This window comes from Streptomyces sp. NPDC005791 (assembly GCF_042871485.1).
In the GTDB taxonomy this organism is placed as follows: Bacteria; Actinomycetota; Actinomycetes; order Streptomycetales; family Streptomycetaceae; genus Streptomyces.
On sequence record NZ_JBIAIP010000020.1, the window covers coordinates 56,991 to 79,032 of the forward strand.

Here is a 22,042-nt window from a genome sequence, read left to right on the forward strand (position 1 = left end):
ATCGGAGCGAGCCCTGTGGCCGTCGCCGTGCGCCGCCCGCAGGACACCTGCGACGGAGGGACACAGTCATGCAGTACCGCACCATGGGCCGCACCGGCGTGCAGGTGAGCTCGCTCGCGCTCGGCGCGATGAACTTCGGCGCCATCGGGCGCACCACGCAGGATGAGGCAACCGCCCTCGTCGACGCCGCTCTCGAGGGCGGAGTGAACCTCATCGACACCGCGGACATGTACGGCGCGGGTGAGTCGGAGGAGATGGTCGGCAAGGCCGTCGCCGGCCGTCGCGACGACATCGTGCTGGCCACGAAGGTGAGCATGCCGATCGGCGACGAGCGCAACCACCAGGGAGCCTCGCGCCGTTGGCTGGTCACCGAGCTGGACAACAGCCTGCGTCGCCTCGGGGTCGACCACGTGGATCTGTACCAGATCCACCGCTGGGACCCGCGCACCAGCGACGAGGAGACGCTGTCGGCCCTGACCGATCTGCAGCGCGCAGGGAAGATCCGCTACTTCGGCTCCTCGACCTTCCCCGCGTACCGTCTCGTGCAGGCGCAGTGGGCCGCGCGCGAGCATCACCTCGGCCGGTACGTCACCGAGCAGCCGAGCTACTCGATCCTCCAGCGCGGTATCGAGACCGACGTGCTGCCCGTGACCGAGGAGTACGGGCTCGGGGTGCTGGCGTGGAGCCCGCTGGCCTCGGGCTGGCTCTCCGGCGCGGTCCGTGAGGGCCGCCCCGTCGCCACCAGCCGCTCCACGATCCTGCCGGAACGCTTCGACCTGTCCGTCCCCGCCAACCGGGCCAGGCTCGACGCCGTCGAGAAGGTGGCCGCGGTCGCCGACGAGGCAGGTCTGACCATGATCCAGCTGGCGCTCGGATTCGTGACCGCGCACCCCGCCGTGACCAGCGCGATCATCGGACCCCGCACACCGGACCACCTGCACGCCCAGCTCGCCGCAGCCGACACGGTGCTCTCCGCCGATGTGCTCGACGCGCTCGACACGATCGTCGCCCCCGGTGTCGATCTCGCGGCCCACGAGAAGTTCGACACCCCGCCCGCGCTGCTGGACCCGGCGCTGCGGCGCCGCTGAGGGCCAGGGCGCCGCCCGTCGCGCCTCCCTCGCACGGCCGACCGTGCTGCCCGCCTCCCATGACGTCCCCGACACGACCCGGGACGCGATCGGCGAAGCCGGCGGCGCCGGCTTCCCGTACCTCGTCCTGGGCCTGGCGGCGCCCTGCCCCGACAACGTCGCGCGATGGGTCGCCGAGGAACTGACCGGCGTCTGACCCGATCGTCGTCCGGTCAGGTCGGGACGACATCAAGTGCCGTCTCGGGAGGTGGACTTGTGTACGTTGACGGGGAGCCCGACCAGCGTGGACGAATGGGATCGAGGTCGCATGGCAACGGCGCAGCCGGCCCGCCGGCAGAGACTGGTCCTGCTCGCGGCCCTGATGCTGGCCGCCTTCACCTTCAACACCACGGAGAACCTGCCGATCGGGCTGCTCGACGTCATCTCGGCCGACCTCCAGGTTTCGCTCTCGGCGGTCGGCTACCTGGTCACCGCCTACGGACTCACCGTCGCCGTGGTCTCCCTGCCGATCGCGCACGTCACACGGTCCATGCCCCGGCGTCATGTGCTCACCGTGCTCCTGGCCGCGCTCGTCCTGTCCAGCCTGGTGTCGGCGCTGGGCGCCGGCTACTGGCTGCTCATGGCCGCCCGGCTGGTGACCGCGCTCGCCCAGGCGCTGTTCTGGGCGGTGATGGGACCGGTGGCGGTCGGGCTGTTCGCGCCAGACATCCGGGGCCGGGTGATCGGCGTGCTGTCGGTGGCCGGTTCGCTGGCCCTGGTGCTCGGGGTCCCCGTCGGCACATGGCTGGGCCAGCAGAGCACGTGGCAGGTCCCACTCGTCGTACTGGCGGGGCTGGGACTGGTCTGCCTCGTGACGATCGCCGCCCTGCTCCCGACGTCACGCCCGGGGGAGGGACACGCCGCCCACGGCTCGGCACCCGACGGACGCCGGTTCGGGCTCGTGCTGCTGACCACCGTCCTGTCCGTCACGGGCGCGTTCACGGGGTATACGTACATCGTGCGGTTCCTGGGGGACGTCAGTGGTTTCTCCGGCACCTCGGCCGGTGCCTTGCTGATGGTCTCCGGCGTCGCGGGCCTGCTCGGTGTGACGATCGCCGGACCTCTCCTGGACCGCTTCCCGCGCGGCACGCTGGTCGTCCCGGTGGCCACCCAGGCGGTCGGCATGCTCGGCCTGTACGCGGCCGGGACCGTCCAGGCCGGAGCAGTCGCGTGCCTGGCGCTGCTGGGAGGCTCGCTCGGTCCGGTGTTCATGGCGACGCAGAACCAGATGCTCCGCGTCGCTCCCGGCCGTACCGAGATCGCTCTGGCGGCCAACTCCGGTGCCTACAACGCCGGGATCGCGGCAGGTGCGCTGCTCGGCGGCATGATCCTTTCCGCGTCGGACGTACGGGCCACGTTCCTCGTGGGCGGGCTGGTGACCCTCGCGGCGTCCGTGGCGCTGTGCGCCGAGAGGGCGCTGCCGCCCTCGGAACAGGGCCCTCCGGCCGGAACCGGCCGGAGGCCGGACAGCCATGGGCAGAACAGGGGTGGTCCGGATAGGGTCGGGGCGGCGCGACTGCCTGTTCGAAAGCAAAGGGATACAAGGTGACGGACGGAGCAGTGATGGAGACCCCCCACGTGCTCGTGGCGGCGGACAAGTTCAAGGGCTCCCTGACGGCCGTACAGGTCGCGGAGCGTGTGACGGCCGGGCTGCGGCGCGTCGTCCCCGGCGTGCGGGTGGAGACCCTGCCCGTCGCGGACGGCGGCGACGGTACGGTCGCGGCGGCGGTGGCCGCCGGATTCGAGCGGCGTGAGGCCCGGGTGACCGGGCCGCTGGGTACCCAGGTCACCGCGTCGTACGCGGTGCGCGACAGCACCGCCGTGGTCGAGATGGCCGAGGCATCCGGCCTCCAGCATCTGCCCGCAGGGGAGTTCGCCCCGCTCACGGCGACCACGTACGGTTCCGGGGAACTGCTGGCGGCCGCGCTCGACGCGGGCGCCCGGACGATCGTGTTCGGCGTCGGCGGCAGCGCCACGACGGACGGCGGCGCCGGCATGCTCGCCGCGCTCGGGGCGCGTTTCCTGGACGGCGACGGCAAGCCCGTCGGTCCCGGCGGCGGCGCGCTCGCCGAGCTGGCCGAGGCCGACCTGTCGGGGCTCGACCCCCGGCTCGCGGAGATCGACCTGATCCTGGCCAGCGACGTGGACAACCCGCTGACCGGCCCGAAGGGCGCTCCTGAGATCTACGGACGGCAGAAGGGCGCCACCGAGGACGACATCGCGGTCCTGGACGCGGCGCTCGTCCACTACGCCTCCGTGCTGGGACCCGAGACCGCCACCCTGCCGGGAGCGGGCGCGGCCGGAGGCATCGGCTACGGCGCGCTGGTCGCCCTGGGCGCACGCTTCCGGCCCGGTATCGAGGTCATGCTCGACGTCCTGGGCTTCGCCCCCGCGCTGGCCCGGGCCACGCTCGTCGTCACCGGGGAGGGCTCGCTCGACGAGCAGACCCTGCACGGCAAGGCCCCGGCCGGTGTCGCCGCCGCGGCCCGTGCCGCGGGAGTGGAGGCCGTCGCCGTATGCGGGCGCCTCGCACTGCCGCCGGAGGCACTGGGCAGGGCGGGTATCCGCCGGGCCTACGCCCTGACGGACCTGGAGCCCGACCCGGCCGTCTGCATGGCCCAGGCCGGCCCTCTGCTGGAACGCGCGGCCGAGGCGATCGCCCGAGACTTCCTGTCCTGACGCACCGGCATGAGGGGGCGCCCGCCCGGCGCCCCCTCACGGCTGCGGCGCCGTCAGCCTGAACGCGTCCAGCGCCAGCACCATGTCGATCAGTTCGCGCGGTCGTGACAGCGACCGCGAGGTCAGCCGCTCCAGCCTCCGCAGACGGTTGAGCACGGTGTTGCGGTGGCAGTACAACCGTCCCGCCGCCCGCCCCGCGGATCCGCCGCACTCCAACCACGCGTCGAGTGTCCGCACCAGCAGCGCCCGGTCCGCCGGGTCCAGCTCCAGCAGCGGGCCGAAGACGTCCGCGACCAGCCGCGCCGACAGCTCCGGCTGGCTCACCAGCAGCGCGGCGGGCAGCCGCTCCTCCAGCCGGACGACCTCCGCCGTACCCGGCGGACAGGTCAGCAACGCCAGCTCGGCCAGCCGGCGCGCGGCCCCCAGCCCCGACAGACCGTCGGCCACCGGGCCGATTCCCCCGGCACCCGGGCACCACCGGGCCAACAGCGTGGCGAGCGCCGCCGGATCCCGGTCACCCAGGGCGACGACGAGGACCTCCCGGTCCGCCCGCTCCTGCCGGAAGAACCACAGCCCGTCCGCCTGAATCGCCGCGCCCGCCGGCCCGCCCCCGCCGCCCCGCAGCACGGCCACGGCGTAACGGCCCTGCTCCGGCAGATCCAGACCGATCGCCGCGCGCGCCGCGAGGCCCGGCTCCGACCGGCCCTCCAGCAGGGCGTCGAGCAGTGCCCGGCCCCGCTCGTCACTGCGCCGCCGCATCTCTTCGCTCCGTCCCGCAGCCGAGCCGCTCATGCCTGGTGAGGATGCCACCGGCCGCGTCGGGGACGGCGGCACATCACCTGCCTCTGTGCACCCGCACAACCGGGCCGTGCGAAGACTGGTCACCCGCAGCGATTGCGCCCGGGGCCGTGGACGCGCGCCGCCCCCGCTGCTGGTCTGTGGCACCACAACGACCAGTCGGAAGGAGGAGGACGCATGGCAACGCTCGAGATCCGCGAACTGTCCGTGGGCTACGGCCCGGTACGGGCACTGCGCGATGTCTCCGTCGACGTGCCGGCCGGCGCGATCACCGCTGTACTCGGTGGCAACGGCGCCGGCAAGACCACGCTGCTGCGGGCCGTATCGCGGACCCTCGGCTTCCACCGCGGCACGGGCACGGGCACCATCCGCTTCGACGGCCGCCCCCTGGACGGGCTCCGCCCCGCGCAGGTGGTGGCGGCGGGAGTGATCCAGGTACCGGAAGGGCGGCAGGTGTTCGCCCGGATGACGGTGGCGGACAACCTGCGGGCGGGTGCACTCGGGGCACGCGGCGGGCGCAAGGCGGCCGCCGCCGCCCTCCACCGCGTACACGAGCTGTTCCCGGTGCTCGCCGAGCGCGCGCACCAGCGGGCCGGTCTGCTGTCCGGCGGTGAGCAGCAGATGCTGGCGATGGGCCGGGCCCTGATGGCCGCGCCCCGCCTGCTGCTGCTGGACGAGCCGTCGCTCGGCCTCGCCCCGCTGATGGCGGCGAGGATCGCCGAGACGATCCAGGAGATCAACGCGAGCGGCACCTCCGTCATGCTCGTCGAGCAGAACGCGGCCATCGCGCTGCGGCTCGCCTCCACCGCGTACGTCCTGGACGTCGGCGAGGTCGCACTCCACGGTCCGGCCGACGAGCTCGCCGCATCCGACGAGGTACGCCGCCGCTATCTCGGCGTCGTCGACGAGACGGCCGCCGAGGACGCGGCCGAGGCGGAAGGCACCACCCGCGCCCTGAGCAGGTGGTCCGCGTGACGACCGCCCCGGCCCCTCTCGCCGTACGTGACGTCACCGTGCGCTTCGCCGGACTCACCGCCCTCGACGCGGTGTCCTTCACCGTCGAGCCGGGCAGCGTGCACGCCGTCATCGGACCCAACGGTGCGGGCAAGTCCACCACCTTCAACGTGCTCTCCGGTGTCTACCGTGCCACCTCCGGCAGCGTGCGCCTGGGCGACACCGAACTCACCGGTCTCGCCCCGCACAAGATCGCCGACCTCGGCGTCGCCCGCACCTTCCAGAACCTGGCCCTGCCGCCGCACGCCACCGTCGCCGAAAGCCTCATGCTCGGCCGCCACCGGCTCACCCGCGCCGGCTTCGTGGCCTCCGGACTGAGGCTGCCCTCCGCGACCCGGGAGGCGCACCGGCACCTCGAACGGGTGCGTGAGATCGCCGGGTTCATCGGACTGGAGAAGGAACTCGACTTCCCCGCCGGAGCCCTCCCGTACGGGAAGCAGAAACTCGTCGAACTCGGCCGCGCCCTGTGCATGGAGCCCGAGGTCCTGCTCCTGGACGAGCCCATCGCGGGCATGACCGCCGAGGAGCGTCGCCGCACCGCGGCCGTCGTCGCCGGCGTCCGCGACAGCCTCGGCATCTCGATCGTCATGGTCGAACACGACATGGGGGTGGTGATGCGGCTCGCGGACGCCGTGACCGTACTCGACTTCGGACGCAGGATCGCGGGTGGCACGCCCGCCGAGGTGCAGAACGACCCGGCCGTCGTGCAGGCCTACCTGGGGGCACAGGAATGACCACCTTCATCGAACTCCTCCTGGGCGGCCTGTCGATCGGCTCGGTCTACGCACTGATCGCCCTGGGCTTCGTCGTCATCTTCAAGGCGACCGAGGTCGTCAACTTCGCCCATGCCTCATTGCTCCTGGCGGGCGGCTACGTCACCGCCGTACTCCACGACGACATCGGCTTCTGGCCGGCGCTCGGTGTGGGGATCGCGGGCGCGGCGGTCGTCGGTTCGGCGGTCGAGTTCCTCGTCATGCGCCGCTACCGGGGGAGTGACCAGAGCGTCCTGGCCATCGTGACCATCGGCGTCGACATCCTCCTCACCACCGAACTCGTCCGGCGCATGGGGACGGACGTGATGTCGCTGGGCGACCCGTGGGGCGACGACGTCGTCACCATCGGGGGCGTCACCCTCGCGGAGACCCGCATCGCGGCGTTCCTCGTCGCGGGGCTGCTCATCACGGTGTTCCTGCTCGCCTTCCGCTTCACCTCGTGGGGTGTCTCCATGCGGGCAGCGGCCGAGAACCCGCAGACCGCGGCGCTGATGGGCATCCGGCTCGGCCGGGTGTCCCTCTCCGCCTGGGCGGTCGCCGGAGCGCTCGCCGCGGTCGCCGCGCTCTTCCTCACCGTGTTCCCGACCCCTGGCCTGGAACGGGCCACCTCGCTCGCCGCGCTCAAGGCCTTCCCCGCCGCGATCCTCGGCGGCCTCGACTCGACGACCGGGGCACTGGTCGGAGGGCTCGTCGTCGGAGTCACCGAGTCACTCGCCACGGGCTACCAGAGCGACCTCTCCTTCCTCGGACGCGGCATCGGTGATCTCGCGCCGTACCTGGTGATGGTGGTCGTCCTGCTCATCCGGCCGGCGGGACTCTTCGGTACGAAGGAGCTGTCCCGTGTCTGAAGCCACCAAGGGCGTCACCGCGCCGGCCCCCGCCGCCTCGGGTGCGGCATTCACCGACCGGCTGCGCCGTCCTGCCCCGTACCTCTGGCTCGCCGGTTCCGTCCTGCTCCTGCTGTTCCCGTTCTACCTGGACCGCTTCTGGCTCCAGGCCGGACTGTTCGCGATGGCCGCGGCGATCGGGGCGATCGGACTCAACCTGCTCACCGGTTCCACCGGTCAGCTCTCCATGGGACACGCCTTCTTCCTCGCCGTGGGCGCGTACAGCTACTGCGTCCTGGCGGGGGAGAACAGCACGGAGAACGGCCACACCCTCACCGGGCTAGGTCTGCCCACCTGGCTGGCGGCCGTCCTGGCCGTGCTGCTGGCGGGCGCCGCGGGCGGACTCTTCAGCCCCATCGCGGGGCGGCTGAGCGGCGCCTACCTCGGAATCGCCACGCTCGCGCTGATCTTCATCGGCCAGCACGTGCTGTTCAACGCGGGCTCGCTCACCGGCGGCTTCAACGGCCGTCCGGTACCGCCCCTCTCGCTGTTCGGGTTCACCTTCGACGACGCCGAGGTGCTCGTCGCCGCAGTGCCCTTCCAGTCCTCCGAAAAGCTCTGGTACCTCGGACTGGCAGCCCTCCTCGCCAGCGGACTCTTCGCCCGCGGCGTACTGCGCGGCAGGCCCGGACGGGCGCTCAACGCCATCCGGGACCACCGGATCGCCGCCGGCGTCATGGGGGTGCCGGTGGCCAGGTACCGGGCCGGTGTCTTCGTCCTGTCCTCCATGTACGCGGGCCTCGCGGGCGTCCTGCTCGCGCTGGTCTTCCAGCGGACCGTGCCCGAGTACTTCGGCATGATCCTGTCCCTCGAATACCTCGCCATGATCGTCATCGGCGGGCTGGGCAGCGTCGCGGGAGCCGTCATCGGCGCCGCCTTCGTGTCGCTGCTCCCGCAGGTGCTCACCCACTACAGCGACTCCCTCCCTCTGGTGTCCGCCCCCGGTACGGGCGGAATCGCACCGGGCGAGGCGTCCCGCTACCTGTACGGCGCCGCGGTCGTCGCGGTCGTCCTGTTCCTGCCCGGCGGCATTGCGCGTCTGAAGAATCCAGGGGAGAAGAAGAAATGAAGCTACGTGTTGTCGGAGCCGTTGCCGCGGCTCTCACGCTCACCCTCGTGGGATGCAGCGAGAAGGCGAAGTCGTCGGACGACGGCGCCGCGGACAAGAACGGTGTGAAGGCCGGGGAGGGAGTCACCGACTCGAAGATCACTCTCGGCGCCCTGACCGACATGACCGGGGTGTACGCCTCGCTGGGAAAGAGCGTCACCCAGGCCCAGCAGCTCTGGGTCAAGGAGACCAACAAGGCCGGCGGTATCTGCGACCGGCAGATCGAACTGACCGTCCGTGACCACGGATACGACCCGCAGAAGGCGATCGGCGCCTACACCGAGCTCGAGCCGGAGGTGCTCGGTTTCACCCAGTTCATCGGCTCCCCGTTCGTCTCCGCCGTCGAGTCGCGCATCGACGGCCAGGACAAGGCCGTCGTCCTGCCCCAGGCATGGTCGGCGAACCTGGTCGGTTCCAAGTACGTGCGCGTCATCGGAGCCACGTACGACGTCGAGACGATCAACCTGATCGACTTCCTGCTCGCCGAGAAGCGCATCGCCAAGGGCGACAAGATCGGCCACGTCTACTTCGAGGGCGACTACGGCGAGAACGCCCTGGCCGGCTCGAAGCACGCGGCGAAGGAAGCCGGCCTCACCGTCGTCGAGCAGAAGATCAAGCCGACCGACAACGACATGACCGCCCAGGTCTCCGCGCTCAAGCAGGCCGGCGTGAAGGCGGTGATCGTGAGCGCGGGTCCGCGACAGGCGGCCTCCCTGGTCGGCGTCGCCGCGGCAACGGGCTTCGACGTTCCGGTCGTCGGCAACAACTCGGCGTACGCCCCGCAACTGCTCGCGACCCAGGCCGGCGCGGCCCTGCAGAAGGACTACTACGTCGGCGCCTCCACCCTGCCCATCGGTGACGCGGCGGCGGGACCGTCCAAGCTCGCCAAGGCGTACACGGCCCAGTACCCGAAGGACGGCCTCGACAACGGCGTCATCGCCGGATACAACGCGGCGTCCGTCTTCGGCGAGGCACTGAAGAAGGCCTGCGAGTCGAAGGACCTCACCCGAGAGGGGGTGGACAAGGCCCTGCTCACCATCAAGGACTTCGGGGGCGACTTCGGGATCTCGCACGACTTCACCGACCCGGCGGCGCCCTCCACCCGGCAGACCGTCGTCATGAAGCCGGACGCCAAGGCCCCCGGCGGCCTCACGGTGGTCCGTCCGGCCGAGGTCGCCCCGGCCGCCGAGTCCTTCACGCTCGCCCCCTGACACCTGTCGCTCCGTCGGGGCGGGTCCGGCCGGTCGGCCGGACCCGTCCCTTGCGTCCGGACAGCTTCCCCGTGCGGCTTCACCACCTGAAGACTGTCATGCCCATTGACAGCGCGTCCGTCTCGCTGGCTTCATGTGAACACCACACATGGGAGCGCTCCCATGATCCCCCGACGCCACGAGGCGGTCCTGGCCCGGCCGGTACCACGGTCAAACCCCGGCGACCTCCACGGCGGCTGGAACCCGCCGCACCGCCCCTGACCGCACCGGGGCGCCGATGACCCCCACCGCCTCGGCGCCCCGGTGCTCTCCAGCCCCCACCCGCTCGGAGCGTGGCCCCGGCCGTCCTCAGCCCTCCGGCCCCAGTGCGTTGATCAGCAGCAGGGCGATGTCATCGGTACCGGGCGTCGCACGCTTCGCATACCGCACGAGCGTGTCGGCGACGGACTCCATGTCCTGGTCCAGGGCAAGGGCGAAGTGCGCGGCCAGCTCGGCCGTGGCGTCGTCGAAGTCCACGCCCGGCGCCTCCACGAGCCCGTCGGTGTACAGGGCGAGCGCCGCGCCGGGAGGCATCCGCACCTCGGCCGTCGGGTAGCGGGAGGCGGGGTCGATGCCGAGCAGGAGGCCGGGCGGCAGGTCGAGGACCCCGGTCTGTCCGTCGGGCCGCCGCATCAGCGGTGCGGGATGCCCCGCGGTGGCCAGGCGGACGCTGTGCCGGGCGAGGTCGAGATGGATGTAGAGGCAACTGGTGAACAGGCCGGGATCAAGATCGGTGAGCAGGCGGTTGGTGCGGGCCAGCACCTCGGCGGGCGGCGCGCCGGCGGAGGCGTGCACGGCGGTGCGCACTTGTCCCATGAGCGCGGCGGCATTCTCGTTGTGGCCCTGCACGTCGCCGATGGCCGCGGCGGCCGTGCTGTCGTCCAGCCGGATCAGGTCGTAGAAGTCCCCGCCGATGCCCATGCCCCGGGTCGAGGGGAGGTAGCGGGCCGCCACGTCCAGGCCTGCGATCCGGGGCAGGGTGTGGGGGAGCAGGTGGGCCTGCAGGCTGTGCGCGAGCCGGTCCTTGGTGTCGTAGAGGTGGGCGCGGTCCAGCGCCTGGGCGAGCAGCCCGGCGATCGAGGTGAGCAGGGCGCGTTCTTCGGAATCGAAGGGGTGCGGTCGGTCGTAGGCGAGGACCAGGGAGCCGACCGGACGCCCGGATACGGTCAGGGGGAGGAAGGCGCAGGAGGCCACGGCGTCGCGGAGGCCGGCCGACGGGTAGGCGCGCTGCAGCTCGGTGACGTCGGGGTAGAAATCGGGAATGCCTGTGGTCAGCACATGCGCGGCGGGCGTGCGCGAGCTCAGGGGCGCACCGTCGAATCGGTCCATGAGCGCGGGGCGGCTGCCCCGCCGCCCCTCGACCCGCAGCCGTCCCTCCCCGGACGTCATGATGATCAGGGTCTGGATCCGGAAGGCGGGCATCACCTGGTCGCCGGCCAGCTCGATCACGTCCTGTGTGCCCACCGCCTCGGTGAGCGTCGCCGCCAGGTGCATCAGGTGGTACAGGGCCGTGGCCCGGCTGGGGACGGCCGAAGTCGGCGGCAGCGCGGGGGGCGGGACCACGGTGGGACCGCCTCCCGAGGTGGGCAGGATCCTGACACTGATGCCGGTGGCGTCCGGGAAGAGGTGGAAGGTGAGCCATCGGTCCGGCGGCCGCAGCACGGTGAAGCTCGTCTGCTGCCGGCTGATGACGGCGGCCCGGTAGTGATCCTCGACGGCGGGGTCGTGCAACCAGGGGAGTGACACCCAGGGCAGCGTGCCGCAGACGTCGGCGGCCCGGGCCCCCAGCAGCTCCGCGGCGGCGTCGTTGAGAAAGGTGACCCTCCCGTCGAGCGCAAGCGTGCAGCTGCCGCCGGGCAGCCTCTGGACGAACTCCGCGGCCGCCGCGGCCTCGCCCGGGTCCGGCTCCGGCGGTACCGGGGGAGGCAGCACCCGTGGCTGGAAGCCCGGAACGACGGGTCGGCCGCCGGCGTCGGCCTGCAGCAGAAGCGTGCCGATGCCATGGCAACCGCTGACGACGGCCTCGCGCTCGGCGGGCGTCAGCTGCGGGGGATGCGACCCCGGCCACAGCAGCACCAGCCCGCCTCGGTCGGCGGTGCCGGCGCGGATGGGAGCGGCCGCCAGCGCGAACTGGTACGGCAGCACGAGCGCGGCGCGGGGGTAGCGGTGCCCCAGCTCCTCCTGGCTGCCGAGCCAGATCAGACAGCCGAGACGTACGGCGTCCGCCACCGGCATGGGTGCCGACAACGGGACCCGGGTCCATGGGGTGGCCAGCGGGCCCGGCACCCCGGCGAGCACCGAGAGGTGCAGCGTGGTGTCGTTCTGCGGCAGCAGGTACAGCAGCGCGACCGACGCGCCGGTCTCGTGCACGACGTGGGCCACGGCGCTGTCCAGCAGCTCCGTGCCCGAACCTGTGGCGGCGCCGGCGGCCGCGTGGTCCTGCACGCTCTCCAGCGTCCCCTGTGACGGGCGGCCGCGCACCCGCTGCCGGACATGCGAGGGCCCGGATGCCGGGGAGCATCCGGGCCCTCGTCCTGTGTTCCGCGATTACGGGAGCTGCGCCGCCCGTGCCTCGCGCCGGTTGTCACGGAAGGTGTTCACCCGCCGTGCCGTGGCGAAGAGCGGGATCACCGCCCCCAGGACGACCTGCAGCGCGCAGCCGGTCTGGAGGAGCAGCTGGCCGCCGGGGGCGTCGAACGCCCAGGCTGCGAGGAGCCCCATCGCGCCCACGATCCAGCTGAGCATCGCCACCGCGAGGACGCCTCGCGGCTTCGGGTACTCGACCCGGCTGACCATCAGCCACGCCACTCCGATGATCGCGAGCAGCGTCGGTACGAAGGGCAGCTCCAGGAGCACGATCGAGACGACCGTGAGCGCTCCGAAGGGGCTCGGCATGCCCTGGAACATGCCGTCCTTCAAGGTCACGCACGAGAACCGCGCAAGTCTGAGCACCACCGCCAGCAGTACCACGATCGCCGCGAGCGCCGACACCCGCTGGTGTGCGTCGTCCGCGACCATTCCGTACACCAGTACGAAGTAGGCCGGTGCGAGGCCGAAGCTGATCAGGTCGGAGAGGTTGTCCAGCTCCGCGCCCATCGGGGAGGAGCGCAGCTTGCGCGCCACGAGCCCGTCGAACAGGTCGAACACGGCTGCCATGAGCATGAGGATCACCGCGGTGGCCGCGGAGTGCCTGGCCATGCCCGACTCGTCGCTGCCCGTCAGGTGCGGGATGAGGATTCCCGTGGTGGTGAAGTACACCGCCATGAACCCGCACGTGGCGTTACCGAGCGTGAGCGTGTCCGCTATCGACAGCCGCATCGAGAGCGGCATGTCCTCGGCGTCGTCCTGCTCTTCCGCCTCGGGCACCCAGCCCGCCTGGGTATCAGGATCAATCACGGTCAATTCGAGTCACCCCCGCGGTGGTGGCCTGGCCGACCTCGACCGCGACATCGACACCTTCCGGAAGGTAGATGTCCACGCGCGAGCCGAAGCGGATCAGACCGATGCGTTCGCCCTGCTCCACCTTCGTGCCCTGTGGGATGTAGGGGACGATGCGACGGGCGACCGCTCCCGCGATCTGCACCATCTCGATGTCGCCGAGCTCGGTGTCGAAGTGCCAGACAACGCGCTCGTTGTTCTCGCTCTCCTTGTTGAACGCCGGGACGAACCCACCCGGGACGTGCTCGACCGAGGTCACGGTGCCGGACAGCGGCGCCCGGTTGACGTGAACATTCAGTGGGCTCATGAAGATCGCGACGCGGGTGCGCCCGTCCTTCCACGGCATGATGCTCTGCACCACGCCGTCGGCCGGCGAGATGACGCGGCCCTGGGTGATCTCGCGCTCGGGGTCGCGGAAGAACCACAGCATGCCCGCCGCGAGCGCGGTGGTGGGCACGGCCACGGCCGCCCAGCGCCCGGACTTGCGGGCCCGGACGAGGCTGAGGGCCGCGGTGGCGACGGTCGGGAGAAGCCACGGCGATGCTCCGCGCGCAAGGCGGACCCCGCCGCGGGATGCAGAGATTTGGCTGTCGGGCATGGATGACCTTCGTAGCGGATGATGCCGCGCTGGCAACGGGGGGACGGCGGCTTTCCGGCGATGCTATCGGGTGCGAGCGGCAACTGGGCAAGCCAGCAGCCGAGTCGGACAGCTGAAAGGCTCCGGACGAGGTTGACCAGGTGTGATGTTCTTCGCCACCAAATCACCTCGTAAGGGACATTCAGCCCTGGAACCGGTACTCCTCGAGCAGCCGGCGACCGATGATCATTTTCTGGATCTCGGCGGTACCTTCACCGATCAGCAGCATCGGGGCCTCACGGTAGAGGCGCTCGATCTCGTACTCCTTGGAGAAGCCGTAACCGCCATGGATGCGGAAGGCGTCCTCGACGACTTCCTTGCAGTATTCGGAGGCGAGGTACTTCGCCATCCCTGCCTCCAGGTCATTGCGCTCCCCGGAGTCCTTTTTGCGTGCCGCATTGACCATCATCGCATGCGCGGCTTCGACCTTGGTGGCCATTTCGGCCAGTTTGAACTGGATCGCCTGGTGCTGGGCGATCGGTTTTCCGAAGGTCTGGCGCTGCTGGGCGTACGACACGCCGAGTTCGAACGCACGTTGTGCGACGCCACAGCCACGCGCGGCGACATTCACCCGGCCGACCTCGACGCCGTCCATCATTTGGTAAAAACCGCGGCCGGTGGCACCGCCCAGGACACGATTGGCCGGAATACGTAGTCCGTCCATGATGAGCTCGGTCGTGTCGACACCCTTGTAGCCCATCTTGTCGATCTTCCCCGGGATCGTGAGACCGGGGCGGACCTCGCCGAAGCCCGCTTCCTTCTCCACCAGGAACGTGGTCATCGACTTGTGCGGAGCGGTGCCCTCGGAGTGTCCTTCGTCACTCTTGCAGAGGACGGCGACCAGCGTGGACGTACCGCCGTTCGTCAGCCACATCTTCTGACCGTCGAGGACGTACATGTCGCCGTCCCTAACGCCCCTGGACGAGATCGCGGAGACGTCGGAGCCCAGTGCCGGCTCGGACATCGAGAACGCGCCCCGCACCTCACCCAGCGCCATCCGCGGCAGGAACGTGTCCTTCTGCTCCTGGGTGCCGTGCTGCTTGAGCATGTAGGCCACGATGAAGTGCGTGTTGATGATGCCGGACACGCTCATCCAGCCCCGGGCGATCTCCTCGACGCACAGCGCGTACGTGAGGAGCGACTCGCCCAGACCGCCGTACTCCTCCGGGATCATCAGCCCGAACAGGCCGAGTTCCTTCAGCCCTTCGACGATGTCCGTCGGATATTCGTCGCGGTGCTCCAGCCGGGTCGCGACAGGAATGATCTCCTTGTCGACGAAATTCCGGACCGTGGAGAGGATTTCCTGCTGGACATCCGTCAGACCGGCGGTCTGTGCGAGTCGGCTCATGGCTACTTCTCCGCGTTCTTGCTCGACGGCTGAACGATCTCGGGGCGGCCGGGCTGCTCTCCGCCGCGCTCCTTGATGTACGTCTCGGTGGGGACCATCACCTTGCGGCGGAACACGCAGACCAGCGTGCCGTCCTGCTTGTAGCCCCTCGTCTCCACGTGGACGATGCCGCGGTCGCTCTTCGACCTCGACGGTGTCTTGTCGAGCACGGTCGTCTCGCCGTAGACCGTGTCACCGTGGAAGGTCGGCGCCACGTGCTTCAGCGACTCGACCTCCAGGTTGGCGATGGCCTTCCCGGAGACGTCCGGCACCGACATGCCGAGCAGCAGCGAATAGATGTAGTTGCCGACGACGACGTTCTTCCCGAAATCGGTCGTCCTCTCGGCGTAGTTGCTGTCCATGTGCAGCGGATGGTGATTCATGGTCAGCAGGCAGAAGAGGTGGTCGTCGTATTCCGTGACCGTCTTTCCGGGCCAGTGCTTGTAGACGGCACCGACCTCGAACTCCTCGTAGGTGCGTCCGAACTGCATGTCAGGCCTCCGGAGCTTCGAACTTGGAGGTGCGCCGCATGCCGGCGGCGCGGCCCTTGCCCGCGACGACCAGAGCCATCTTGCGGCTCGCCTCGTCGATCATCTCGTCGCCGAGCATCGCCGAGCCCTTCTTGCCGCCCTCCTCAGAGGTGCACCAGTCGTACGCGTCGAGGATGAGCTCCGCGTGGTCGTAGTCCTCCTGCGAGGGCGAGAACACCTCGTTCGCCGCGTCGACCTGACCGGGGTGCAGCACCCACTTGCCGTCGAAGCCCAGAGCAGCCGCGCGGCCCGCGACCTCGCGGTACGCGTCCACGTCGCGGATCTGGAGGAACGGGCCGTCGATGGCCTGGAGGTCGTGTGTGCGGGCCGCCATGAGGATGCGCATCAGGATGTAGTGGTACGCGTCCGCCGGGTAGCCGGGCGGCTGCTGGCCGACGACCAGGGTCTTCATGTTGATCGAGGCCATGAAGTCGGCCGGGCCGAAGATCAGGGTCTCCAGCCGGGGCGAGGCGGCGGCGATGTCGTCGATGTTCACCAGGCCCTTGGCGTTCTCGATCTGCGCCTCGATGCCGATCCGGCCGGCCTCGAAGCCCATCGTCTTCTCGATCTGGGTCAGCAGCAGGTCAAGCGCGACGACCTGCTGGGCGTCCTGGACCTTCGGCAGCATGATGCAGTCGAGGTTCGGGCCCGCTCCTTCGACGACCGTGATGACGTCGCGGTACGTCCAGTGGGTCGTCCAGTCGTTGACCCGCACGACACGGGTCTTGCCGCTCCAGTCACCGTTGTTCAGGGCGTCGACGATGTGGTGCCGGGCGCCCTCCTTGGCGAGCGGCGCGCAGGCGTCCTCCAGGTCCAGGAAGACCTGGTCGGCCGGCAGACCCTGGGCCTTCTCCAGGAACCTCGGGTTCGAGCCGGGGACGGCGAGGCAGGAGCGGCGCGGACGCAGCCGGTTCACGGAGGCGGAGCCGCCCGAGATCGAGGGGGCGGCGGACGACGGGCTGGGCGTGGTCATGCGGGGACCTCCAGAGGGTCGAGCTTGTTCGCTTTCCGGATCTCGTCGACGATACGGCCGATGATCTCGGTGATGCCGAAGTCCTTCGGGGTGAAGACGGCGGCGACGCCGGCTTCGAGGAGGGCGCGCGCGTCGGCCGGGGGAATGATGCCGCCGGCGATCACGGGGATGTCCGGCGCACCGGCCTCGCGCAGCCGGGTGAGCACATCAGGTACCAGTTCGGCGTGCGAGCCGGACAGGACGGACAGGCCGACGCAGTGCACGTCCTCGGCCAGCGCGGCGTCGGTGATCTGCTCGGGCGTGAGCCTGATGCCCTGGTAGACGACTTCGAAGCCGGCGTCCCGTGCGCGTACGGCGATCTGTTCCGCGCCGTTGGAGTGCCCGTCGAGGCCGGGTTTGCCGACCAGCAGGCGCAGCCGTCCGACGCCCAGGTCCCCGGCGGTGCGGGTCACCTTGTCACGGACGACCGCCAGGGGGGAACCGGCCTCCGCGGTCACGGCCACCGGCGCGGACGAGACGCCCGTCGGCGCCCGGAACTCGCCGAACACATCGCGCAGCGCCCAGGACCACTCACCGGTGGTGACGCCCGCCCGCGCGCACTCGACGGTCGCCTCCATCATGTTCGCGGTCCCCGCCGCGGCTTTCTTCAGCGCCGTCAGCGCCTCCGTGGCGCGGGCCTCGTCGCGGTTGTCGCGCCACTCGTGCAGTGCGGCGACGACCCGGGCCTCGTTCTCGGGGTCCACCGTCATGATCGCCGCGTCCAGGTCGGCGGTCAGAGGGTTGGGCTCCGTCGTCTCGTAGATGTTGACGCCGACGATCTTCTCCTCGCCGCCCTCGATCCGCGCCCGCCGCGTGGCGTGCGAGGAGACGAGTTCCGACTTGAGATAGCCCGACTCCACGGCGGCCATCGCGCCGCCCATCTGCTGGATCCTGTCGATCTCGGCCAGCGACTCGGTGACCAGCTCGTCGACCTTGGCCTCGATGACGTGCGAACCGGCGAAGATGTCCTCGTACTCCAGCAGATCGCTCTCGTGCGCCAGCACCTGCTGGATCCGGAGCGACCACTGCTGGTCCCACGGGCGCGGCAGGCCCAGCGCCTCGTTCCAGGCGGGCAGCTGCACGGCCCGGGCCCGGGCGTCCTTGGAGAGGGTGACGGCCAGCATCTCCAGCACGATGCGCTGGACGTTGTTCTCCGGCTGCGCCTCGGTCAGTCCGAGGGAGTTGACCTGTACGCCGTAGCGGAAGCGTCGCTGCTTGGGGTTCGTGATGCCGTACCGCTCGCGCGTGATCCGGTCCCAGATGCGGCCGAAGGCGCGCATCTTGCACATCTCCTCGATGAAGCGGACGCCCGCGTTCACGAAGAAGGAGATACGGGCGACGACATCGCCGAACCGCTCCTCGGGCACCTGCCCGGAGTCGCGCACCGCGTCGAGGACCGCCACGGCCGTCGACATGGCGTACGCGATCTCCTGGACCGGCGTGGCCCCCGCCTCCTGCAGGTGGTAGCTGCAGATGTTGATCGGGTTCCACTTCGGGATGCGGCTGACCGTGTACGTGATCATGTCGGTCGTCAGCCGCAGCGAAGGACCGGGCGGGAAGACGTGCGTCCCCCGCGACAGGTACTCCTTCACGATGTCGTTCTGCGTGGTGCCCTGCAGTTCGTCCGGATCGGCTCCCTGCTCCTCCGCGACGACCTGATAGAGCGCCAGCAGCCACATCGCGGTGGCGTTGATCGTCATCGAGGTGTTCATCTGCTCCAGGGGGATGTCCTGGAACAGCCGTCGCATGTCACCGAGGTGCGAGACCGGCACGCCGACCCGGCCCACCTCGCCGCGGGCGAGGACGTGGTCGGGGTCGTAGCCGGTCTGCGTGGGCAGGTCGAAGGCGACCGAGAGACCCGTCTGGCCCTTGGCGAGGTTACGCCGGTAGAGCTCGTTGGACGCCTCGGCGGTCGAGTGACCGGCGTACGTCCGCATGAGCCACGGCCGGTCCTTCTGGCGTTCGGTCATGGTGGACCTCAGACGTTCCGGCTGGATGGGATGGTCCGCTCCGCTGACGCGTCACGGAACAGGTTGATGGCGTCGACGTGCTGTTCGCGGAGCTCCGTGTCGCGCACGCCCAGGCCCTCACGGGGTGCCAGCGCGAGCACGCCCACCTTGCCCTGGTGCAGGTTGCGGTGCACGTCGTACGCGGCCTGGCCGGTGTCCTCCAGGGAATAGACCTTGGAGAGCGTCGGGTGGATCCTGCCCTTGGCGATCAGCCGGTTCGCCTCCCACGCCTCGCGGTAGTTGGCGAAGTGCGAGCCGATGATCCGCTTGAGGGACATCCACAGGTAGCGGTTGTCGTACTCGTGGTTGTAGCCCGACGTCGAGGCGCAGGTGACGATCGTGCCGCCCTTGCGGGTCACGTACACGCTCGCGCCGAAGGTCTCGCGGCCCGGGTGCTCGAAGACGATGTCGACGTCCTCGCCGCCGGTCAGCTCACGGATGCGCTTGCCGAAGCGCTTCCACTCGCGCGGGTCCTGGTTGTGCTCGTCCTTCCAGAACTTGTAGCCCTCGGCGTTGCGGTCGATGATCGCGGTCGCGCCCATCCTCCGGCAGATCTCCGCCTTCTGGTCGCTGGAGACGACGCAGATCGGGTTGGCGCCGCCGGCCAGCGCGAACTGTGTGGCGTAGGAGCCGAGGCCTCCACTGGCGCCCCAGATCAGCACGTTGTCACCCTGCTTCATGCCCGCGCCGTTGCGCGAGACGAGCTGGCGGTACGCCGTGGAGTTGACGAGGCCGGGAGACGCGGCCTCCTCCCAGCTGAGGTGCTTCGGCTTCGGCATCAGCTGGTTGGACTTGACGAGCGCGATCTCGGCCAGGCCGCCGAAGTTGGTCTCGAAGCCCCAGATGCGCTGCTCGGGGTCGAGCATCGTGTCGTTGTGGCCGTCGGAGGACTCCAGTTCCACCGAGAGGCAGTGCGCGACGACCTCGTCGCCCGGGGTCCAGGCGTTGACGCCCGGCCCGGTGCGCAGGACGACACCCGCCAGGTCGGATCCGATGACGTGGTACGGCAGGTCGTGGCGCTTGCTGAGGTCGCTGAGCTTCCCGTAGCGCTCGAGGAAGCCGAAGGTCGAGACCGGCTCGAAGATCGAGGTCCAGACCGAGTTGTAGTTCACCGAGCTGGCCATCACGGCGACGAGCGCCTCGCCGGGCCCGAGTTCGGGCACGGGCACCTCGTCCAGGTGCAGCGACTTACGGGGGTCCTTGTCGCGGCTGGCGAGACCGGCGAACATCTCGGCCTCGTCCTTGTGCACGGTCACCGCGCGATACGACTCGGGGAGGGACAGGGCCGCGAAGTCCGCGGCCGAGCTGTCCTGCGACTGGATCGCGTCCAGGATTTCCTTCACGGTGATGCCTCCGGCAGATCGGGTCTCCGGCGTCGGGGGAAACGCTCGGAGGACCCCTGTGGTCAGGGGAGCGGTGCGGTGTGGAGGTGTGCCGTCGGTTCGGCGGGTGCTGCTGGGCCTGCTCGGTGGAGCAGAAGGGTGTGCCTGTGACGCAGGCGTCCGGGCGCGCGGACACGTGGTCTGCGGGGACAGCCGGCGTACGAGAGGTCTCTGCACGCCGGCCGCCCGGACTCCTTCAACGTATGGCACTGCGTGACAGGTGGCAAGGCACCCAGTGCCAACAATTTCTCTCAATTGTCATCTCGTAGGCACGCATGAGCAACATCATGGGCGGTATGTCTGCTCGTTCCCTCTTTTGTGCGTGCTACGGCGCGGTGCGGTACACGTACGGCGTGGTCGTGCTCAGGGCGGTGAAGCCGAGCCGCCGCAGGATCGGGGCGGACCGATCCGTCGCGTCGACCTGGAGGAAGCGGTAGCCGCGCCCGGCCGCGAGACGGGCCCGGTGGGCGATCAGGGCCCGGTAGATCCCCTGGCCCCGCCAGGGCGCCGCCGTTCCCCCTCCCCAGAGACCGGCGAAGCCGGTACCGGGGTGCATCTCCATCCGGGCCGAGCTCACCGGCTGTTCTCCCGCCATGGCGACCACCGCTGCGAACGTGTCCGGGGCCTCGGTGAGACGGGCCAGGGCCTGGTGGCGCAGCCGCGAACCGCCGGTCCCGAAAGCCAGCTCATGCGCCCGGACCATCAGTTCCACTCCCTCCGCACCGGTCACCTCCCGCAGATGGACACCCTCGGGGAGCGCCACGTCCGTGGGCAGGTCGGCGACCGGGGCGACGAACAGGGTCTCCGGCGGCTCCGCGGCGAAACCGGCCGCCCGCAGTCGCGCGCCCAGATCGGCGGGCCGGTCGTGGGCGTACAGCTTCCACTCGAACGCGTCGTGCCCGAGCGCGGTGTAGTGCTCCACCTGCGCCGCGATCACCGCGCCGGCCCGACGGGTGCCGAGATCCGGGGCGGTCCAGACGACACCGTTCCAGTCGTGTGGGGCGCCGACCTGGCGGACGACGTCGGTCCCGCGCTCGACCCGTACGCCGGGGCCGTCGGGGCGGGCGTGTTCACGCATCTCGTGGTCGAAGAGAGCCAGCATCTCGTCAGGATCCATGCGTCGCAGCAGAGCACGCGGGCCATCGAGCGGCCACCGGGTTTTCCCGTGCCGGTGCGTCAACCGGCTGCCGTGGGGCACATGGAAGTGATCTTGGTGAGGCCGCGACGGACAAGGGGTGGGTAGGCGATGGGCATACGGACACGCAGAGACGTCCGGAAGGGCCGCAGGGCCGAATTCGACGTCAGGCGGACGGCGTTCGGCTTCCTGTTCCTCGCCCTCCTGGTCTGCGGCGCCGGGCTGGTGGTGCGCGCGGCCCTGGAGACCGCCGCACGGCACCCGGTGGCCGCTGTGGCCTCGGTCGTCGCGCTGGTGGCCGGAGCCGTGACGCTCCTGCGCGTCCGACGCAACCGCAGGGTGGCGGCCAGGGCGGCCGCGGCAGCCGTGGAGACGGCGTACGAGGTCGTGGACGCCGCCCTGGAACAGGGCGTGGACGACTCCCCGCCCGGCCCCGAGCCGGTCCCGCCCGTCGACTACGCGGCCATGGACCCGTATGCCTTCGAGGAGGCCGTGGCCGCCCTCTGCCGACGGGACGGCTGCCGGGACGTCGAAGTCGTCGGAGGCGCCGGCGACCTGGGCGCGGACGTGATCGCCGGCACCCCGGACGGCCGTCGTCTGGTGGTGCAGTGCAAGAGGTACACGAGCGACAACAAGGTCGGCTCCCAGGAGCTGCAGCGCTTCGGCGGTACCTGCTACGCGGTGCACGAGGCCGAGGTGGCCGTCGTCGTCACCACCGGCGCATTCACCGAACCTGCTCTCGAGTACGCCGGACAGTGCGGCATCGTCTGTGTCGGCCTCGACGAGCTGACCGCGTGGAGCGAGGGCGCCGCGGCGCCGCCCTGGTACGCGGAAGCGCCCGTGCGGTCCGCGGAGGGCTGAAGGCCCCGCCGGCCG

Annotated in this window: 19 protein-coding genes and 1 pseudogene; 10 read left to right on the top strand and 10 right to left on the bottom strand. The window is 70.5% G+C overall.

Annotated elements, in window-relative coordinates; genetic code table 11:
- Positions 1-68: 68 nt before the first annotated feature.
- From ACFYSH_RS30460 to ACFYSH_RS30475, 4 genes are all read left to right on the top strand, one after another.
- Positions 69-1,088, top strand: a complete 1,020-nt coding sequence (locus ACFYSH_RS30460; protein WP_388756616.1) for an aldo/keto reductase — start codon at positions 69-71, stop codon at positions 1,086-1,088.
- Positions 1,089-1,131: 43 nt separating this feature from the next.
- Positions 1,132-1,284, top strand: a complete 153-nt coding sequence (locus ACFYSH_RS30465) for a hypothetical protein (RefSeq protein WP_359475973.1) — start codon at positions 1,132-1,134, stop codon at positions 1,282-1,284.
- Between the two features lie 111 nt (positions 1,285-1,395).
- Positions 1,396-2,676 (top strand): MFS transporter, encoded by a 1,281-nt coding sequence (locus ACFYSH_RS30470; RefSeq protein WP_388756620.1) that lies wholly within the window; start codon positions 1,396-1,398, stop codon positions 2,674-2,676.
- Positions 2,677-2,690: 14 nt separating this feature from the next.
- Complete coding sequence (locus ACFYSH_RS30475) at positions 2,691-3,806, top strand: glycerate kinase (RefSeq protein WP_359475979.1); 1,116 nt, start codon at positions 2,691-2,693, stop codon at positions 3,804-3,806.
- 36 nt (positions 3,807-3,842) lie between these two features.
- On the opposite strand, the pseudogene ACFYSH_RS30480 reads toward ACFYSH_RS30475, so the two are convergent.
- Positions 3,843-4,568 (bottom strand): annotated as a pseudogene (locus ACFYSH_RS30480) (PucR family transcriptional regulator); the annotation flags it as partial.
- A 213-nt stretch (positions 4,569-4,781) separates the two neighbouring features.
- On the opposite strand from ACFYSH_RS30480, the gene ACFYSH_RS30485 reads away from it, so the two are divergent.
- The 5 genes from ACFYSH_RS30485 to ACFYSH_RS30505 are packed head-to-tail and all read left to right on the top strand — an operon-like array spanning position 4,782 to position 9,597.
- Positions 4,782-5,579 carry an ABC transporter ATP-binding protein gene (locus ACFYSH_RS30485; protein WP_359475985.1) on the top strand — a complete coding sequence of 266 codons (798 nt, stop codon included), beginning with the start codon at positions 4,782-4,784 and terminating at the stop codon, positions 5,577-5,579.
- Complete coding sequence (locus tag ACFYSH_RS30490) at positions 5,567-6,352, top strand: ABC transporter ATP-binding protein (RefSeq protein ID WP_359475988.1); 786 nt, start codon at positions 5,567-5,569, stop codon at positions 6,350-6,352. Before ACFYSH_RS30485 ends, ACFYSH_RS30490 begins: the two co-directional genes overlap by 13 nt.
- The gene (locus tag ACFYSH_RS30495; protein WP_388756624.1) at positions 6,349-7,239 is read left to right on the top strand and encodes a branched-chain amino acid ABC transporter permease; all 891 of its coding nucleotides are present in this window, start codon (positions 6,349-6,351) and stop codon (positions 7,237-7,239) included. The genes ACFYSH_RS30490 and ACFYSH_RS30495 overlap by 4 nt, the downstream gene beginning before the upstream one ends.
- A complete protein-coding gene (locus ACFYSH_RS30500) occupies positions 7,232-8,347 on the top strand; it encodes a branched-chain amino acid ABC transporter permease (RefSeq protein ID WP_359475994.1) in 1,116 nt (371 codons plus the stop codon). The genes ACFYSH_RS30495 and ACFYSH_RS30500 overlap by 8 nt, the downstream gene beginning before the upstream one ends.
- Entirely contained in the window at positions 8,344-9,597 is a 1,254-nt protein-coding gene (locus ACFYSH_RS30505; protein WP_359475997.1) for an ABC transporter substrate-binding protein, read from the top strand. The genes ACFYSH_RS30500 and ACFYSH_RS30505 overlap by 4 nt, the downstream gene beginning before the upstream one ends.
- A gap of 348 nt (positions 9,598-9,945) precedes the next feature.
- Here the strand turns inward: ACFYSH_RS30505 and ACFYSH_RS30510 are convergent, their stop codons facing one another.
- The 9 genes from ACFYSH_RS30510 to ACFYSH_RS30550 form a co-directional block, all read right to left on the bottom strand.
- Entirely contained in the window at positions 9,946-12,081 is a 2,136-nt protein-coding gene (locus tag ACFYSH_RS30510) for a SpoIIE family protein phosphatase (protein ID WP_359476000.1), read from the bottom strand.
- A 102-nt stretch (positions 12,082-12,183) separates the two neighbouring features.
- Positions 12,184-13,002 (bottom strand): CDP-diacylglycerol--serine O-phosphatidyltransferase, encoded by an 819-nt coding sequence (gene pssA, locus ACFYSH_RS30515; protein ID WP_359476042.1) that lies wholly within the window; start codon positions 13,000-13,002, stop codon positions 12,184-12,186.
- Between the two features lie 22 nt (positions 13,003-13,024).
- On the bottom strand, positions 13,025-13,672 hold the full coding sequence (locus ACFYSH_RS30520; RefSeq protein WP_359476003.1) for a phosphatidylserine decarboxylase: 648 nt from the start codon (positions 13,670-13,672) through the stop codon (positions 13,025-13,027).
- A gap of 181 nt (positions 13,673-13,853) precedes the next feature.
- A complete protein-coding gene (locus ACFYSH_RS30525) occupies positions 13,854-15,059 on the bottom strand; it encodes an acyl-CoA dehydrogenase family protein (RefSeq protein ID WP_388756629.1) in 1,206 nt (401 codons plus the stop codon).
- Positions 15,060-15,061: 2 nt separating this feature from the next.
- Entirely contained in the window at positions 15,062-15,589 is a 528-nt protein-coding gene (locus ACFYSH_RS30530) for a MaoC family dehydratase (protein WP_359476009.1), read from the bottom strand.
- 1 nt (position 15,590) lies between these two features.
- Entirely contained in the window at positions 15,591-16,601 is a 1,011-nt protein-coding gene (locus ACFYSH_RS30535; RefSeq protein WP_388756632.1) for an HpcH/HpaI aldolase/citrate lyase family protein, read from the bottom strand.
- Positions 16,598-18,610 (bottom strand): protein meaA, encoded by a 2,013-nt coding sequence (locus tag ACFYSH_RS30540; RefSeq protein WP_359476012.1) that lies wholly within the window; start codon positions 18,608-18,610, stop codon positions 16,598-16,600. Before ACFYSH_RS30540 ends, ACFYSH_RS30535 begins: the two co-directional genes overlap by 4 nt.
- Before the next feature lie 8 nt (positions 18,611-18,618).
- A complete protein-coding gene (gene ccrA / locus ACFYSH_RS30545) occupies positions 18,619-19,992 on the bottom strand; it encodes a crotonyl-CoA carboxylase/reductase (RefSeq protein ID WP_359476015.1) in 1,374 nt (457 codons plus the stop codon).
- 364 nt (positions 19,993-20,356) lie between these two features.
- Positions 20,357-21,148 (bottom strand): GNAT family N-acetyltransferase, encoded by a 792-nt coding sequence (locus ACFYSH_RS30550; protein WP_359476018.1) that lies wholly within the window; start codon positions 21,146-21,148, stop codon positions 20,357-20,359.
- 129 nt (positions 21,149-21,277) lie between these two features.
- On the opposite strand from ACFYSH_RS30550, the gene ACFYSH_RS30555 reads away from it, so the two are divergent.
- Complete coding sequence (locus ACFYSH_RS30555) at positions 21,278-22,027, top strand: restriction endonuclease (RefSeq protein WP_359476021.1); 750 nt, start codon at positions 21,278-21,280, stop codon at positions 22,025-22,027.
- Positions 22,028-22,042 lie beyond the last annotated feature (15 nt).

Excerpts from the sequence above, each read along its gene's own strand:
- ACFYSH_RS30460 (WP_388756616.1), top strand. The coding sequence starts at position 69 with ATGCAGTACCGCACCATGGGCCGCACCGGCGTGCAGGTGAGCTCGCTC.
- ACFYSH_RS30470 (WP_388756620.1), top strand. The coding sequence starts at position 1,396 with ATGGCAACGGCGCAGCCGGCCCGCCGGCAGAGACTGGTCCTGCTCGCG.
- ACFYSH_RS30475 (WP_359475979.1), top strand. The coding sequence starts at position 2,691 with ATGGAGACCCCCCACGTGCTCGTGGCGGCGGACAAGTTCAAGGGCTCC.
- ACFYSH_RS30485 (WP_359475985.1), top strand. The coding sequence starts at position 4,782 with ATGGCAACGCTCGAGATCCGCGAACTGTCCGTGGGCTACGGCCCGGTA.
- ACFYSH_RS30495 (WP_388756624.1), top strand. The coding sequence starts at position 6,349 with ATGACCACCTTCATCGAACTCCTCCTGGGCGGCCTGTCGATCGGCTCG.
- ACFYSH_RS30505 (WP_359475997.1), top strand. The coding sequence starts at position 8,344 with ATGAAGCTACGTGTTGTCGGAGCCGTTGCCGCGGCTCTCACGCTCACC.
- ACFYSH_RS30520 (WP_359476003.1), bottom strand. The coding sequence starts at position 13,672 with ATGCCCGACAGCCAAATCTCTGCATCCCGCGGCGGGGTCCGCCTTGCG.
- ACFYSH_RS30525 (WP_388756629.1), bottom strand. The coding sequence starts at position 15,059 with ATGAGCCGACTCGCACAGACCGCCGGTCTGACGGATGTCCAGCAGGAA.
- ACFYSH_RS30530 (WP_359476009.1), bottom strand. The coding sequence starts at position 15,589 with ATGCAGTTCGGACGCACCTACGAGGAGTTCGAGGTCGGTGCCGTCTAC.
- ACFYSH_RS30535 (WP_388756632.1), bottom strand. The coding sequence starts at position 16,601 with ATGACCACGCCCAGCCCGTCGTCCGCCGCCCCCTCGATCTCGGGCGGC.
- ACFYSH_RS30540 (WP_359476012.1), bottom strand. The coding sequence starts at position 18,610 with ATGACCGAACGCCAGAAGGACCGGCCGTGGCTCATGCGGACGTACGCC.
- ACFYSH_RS30550 (WP_359476018.1), bottom strand. The coding sequence starts at position 21,148 with ATGGATCCTGACGAGATGCTGGCTCTCTTCGACCACGAGATGCGTGAA.
- ACFYSH_RS30555 (WP_359476021.1), top strand. The coding sequence starts at position 21,278 with ATGGGCATACGGACACGCAGAGACGTCCGGAAGGGCCGCAGGGCCGAA.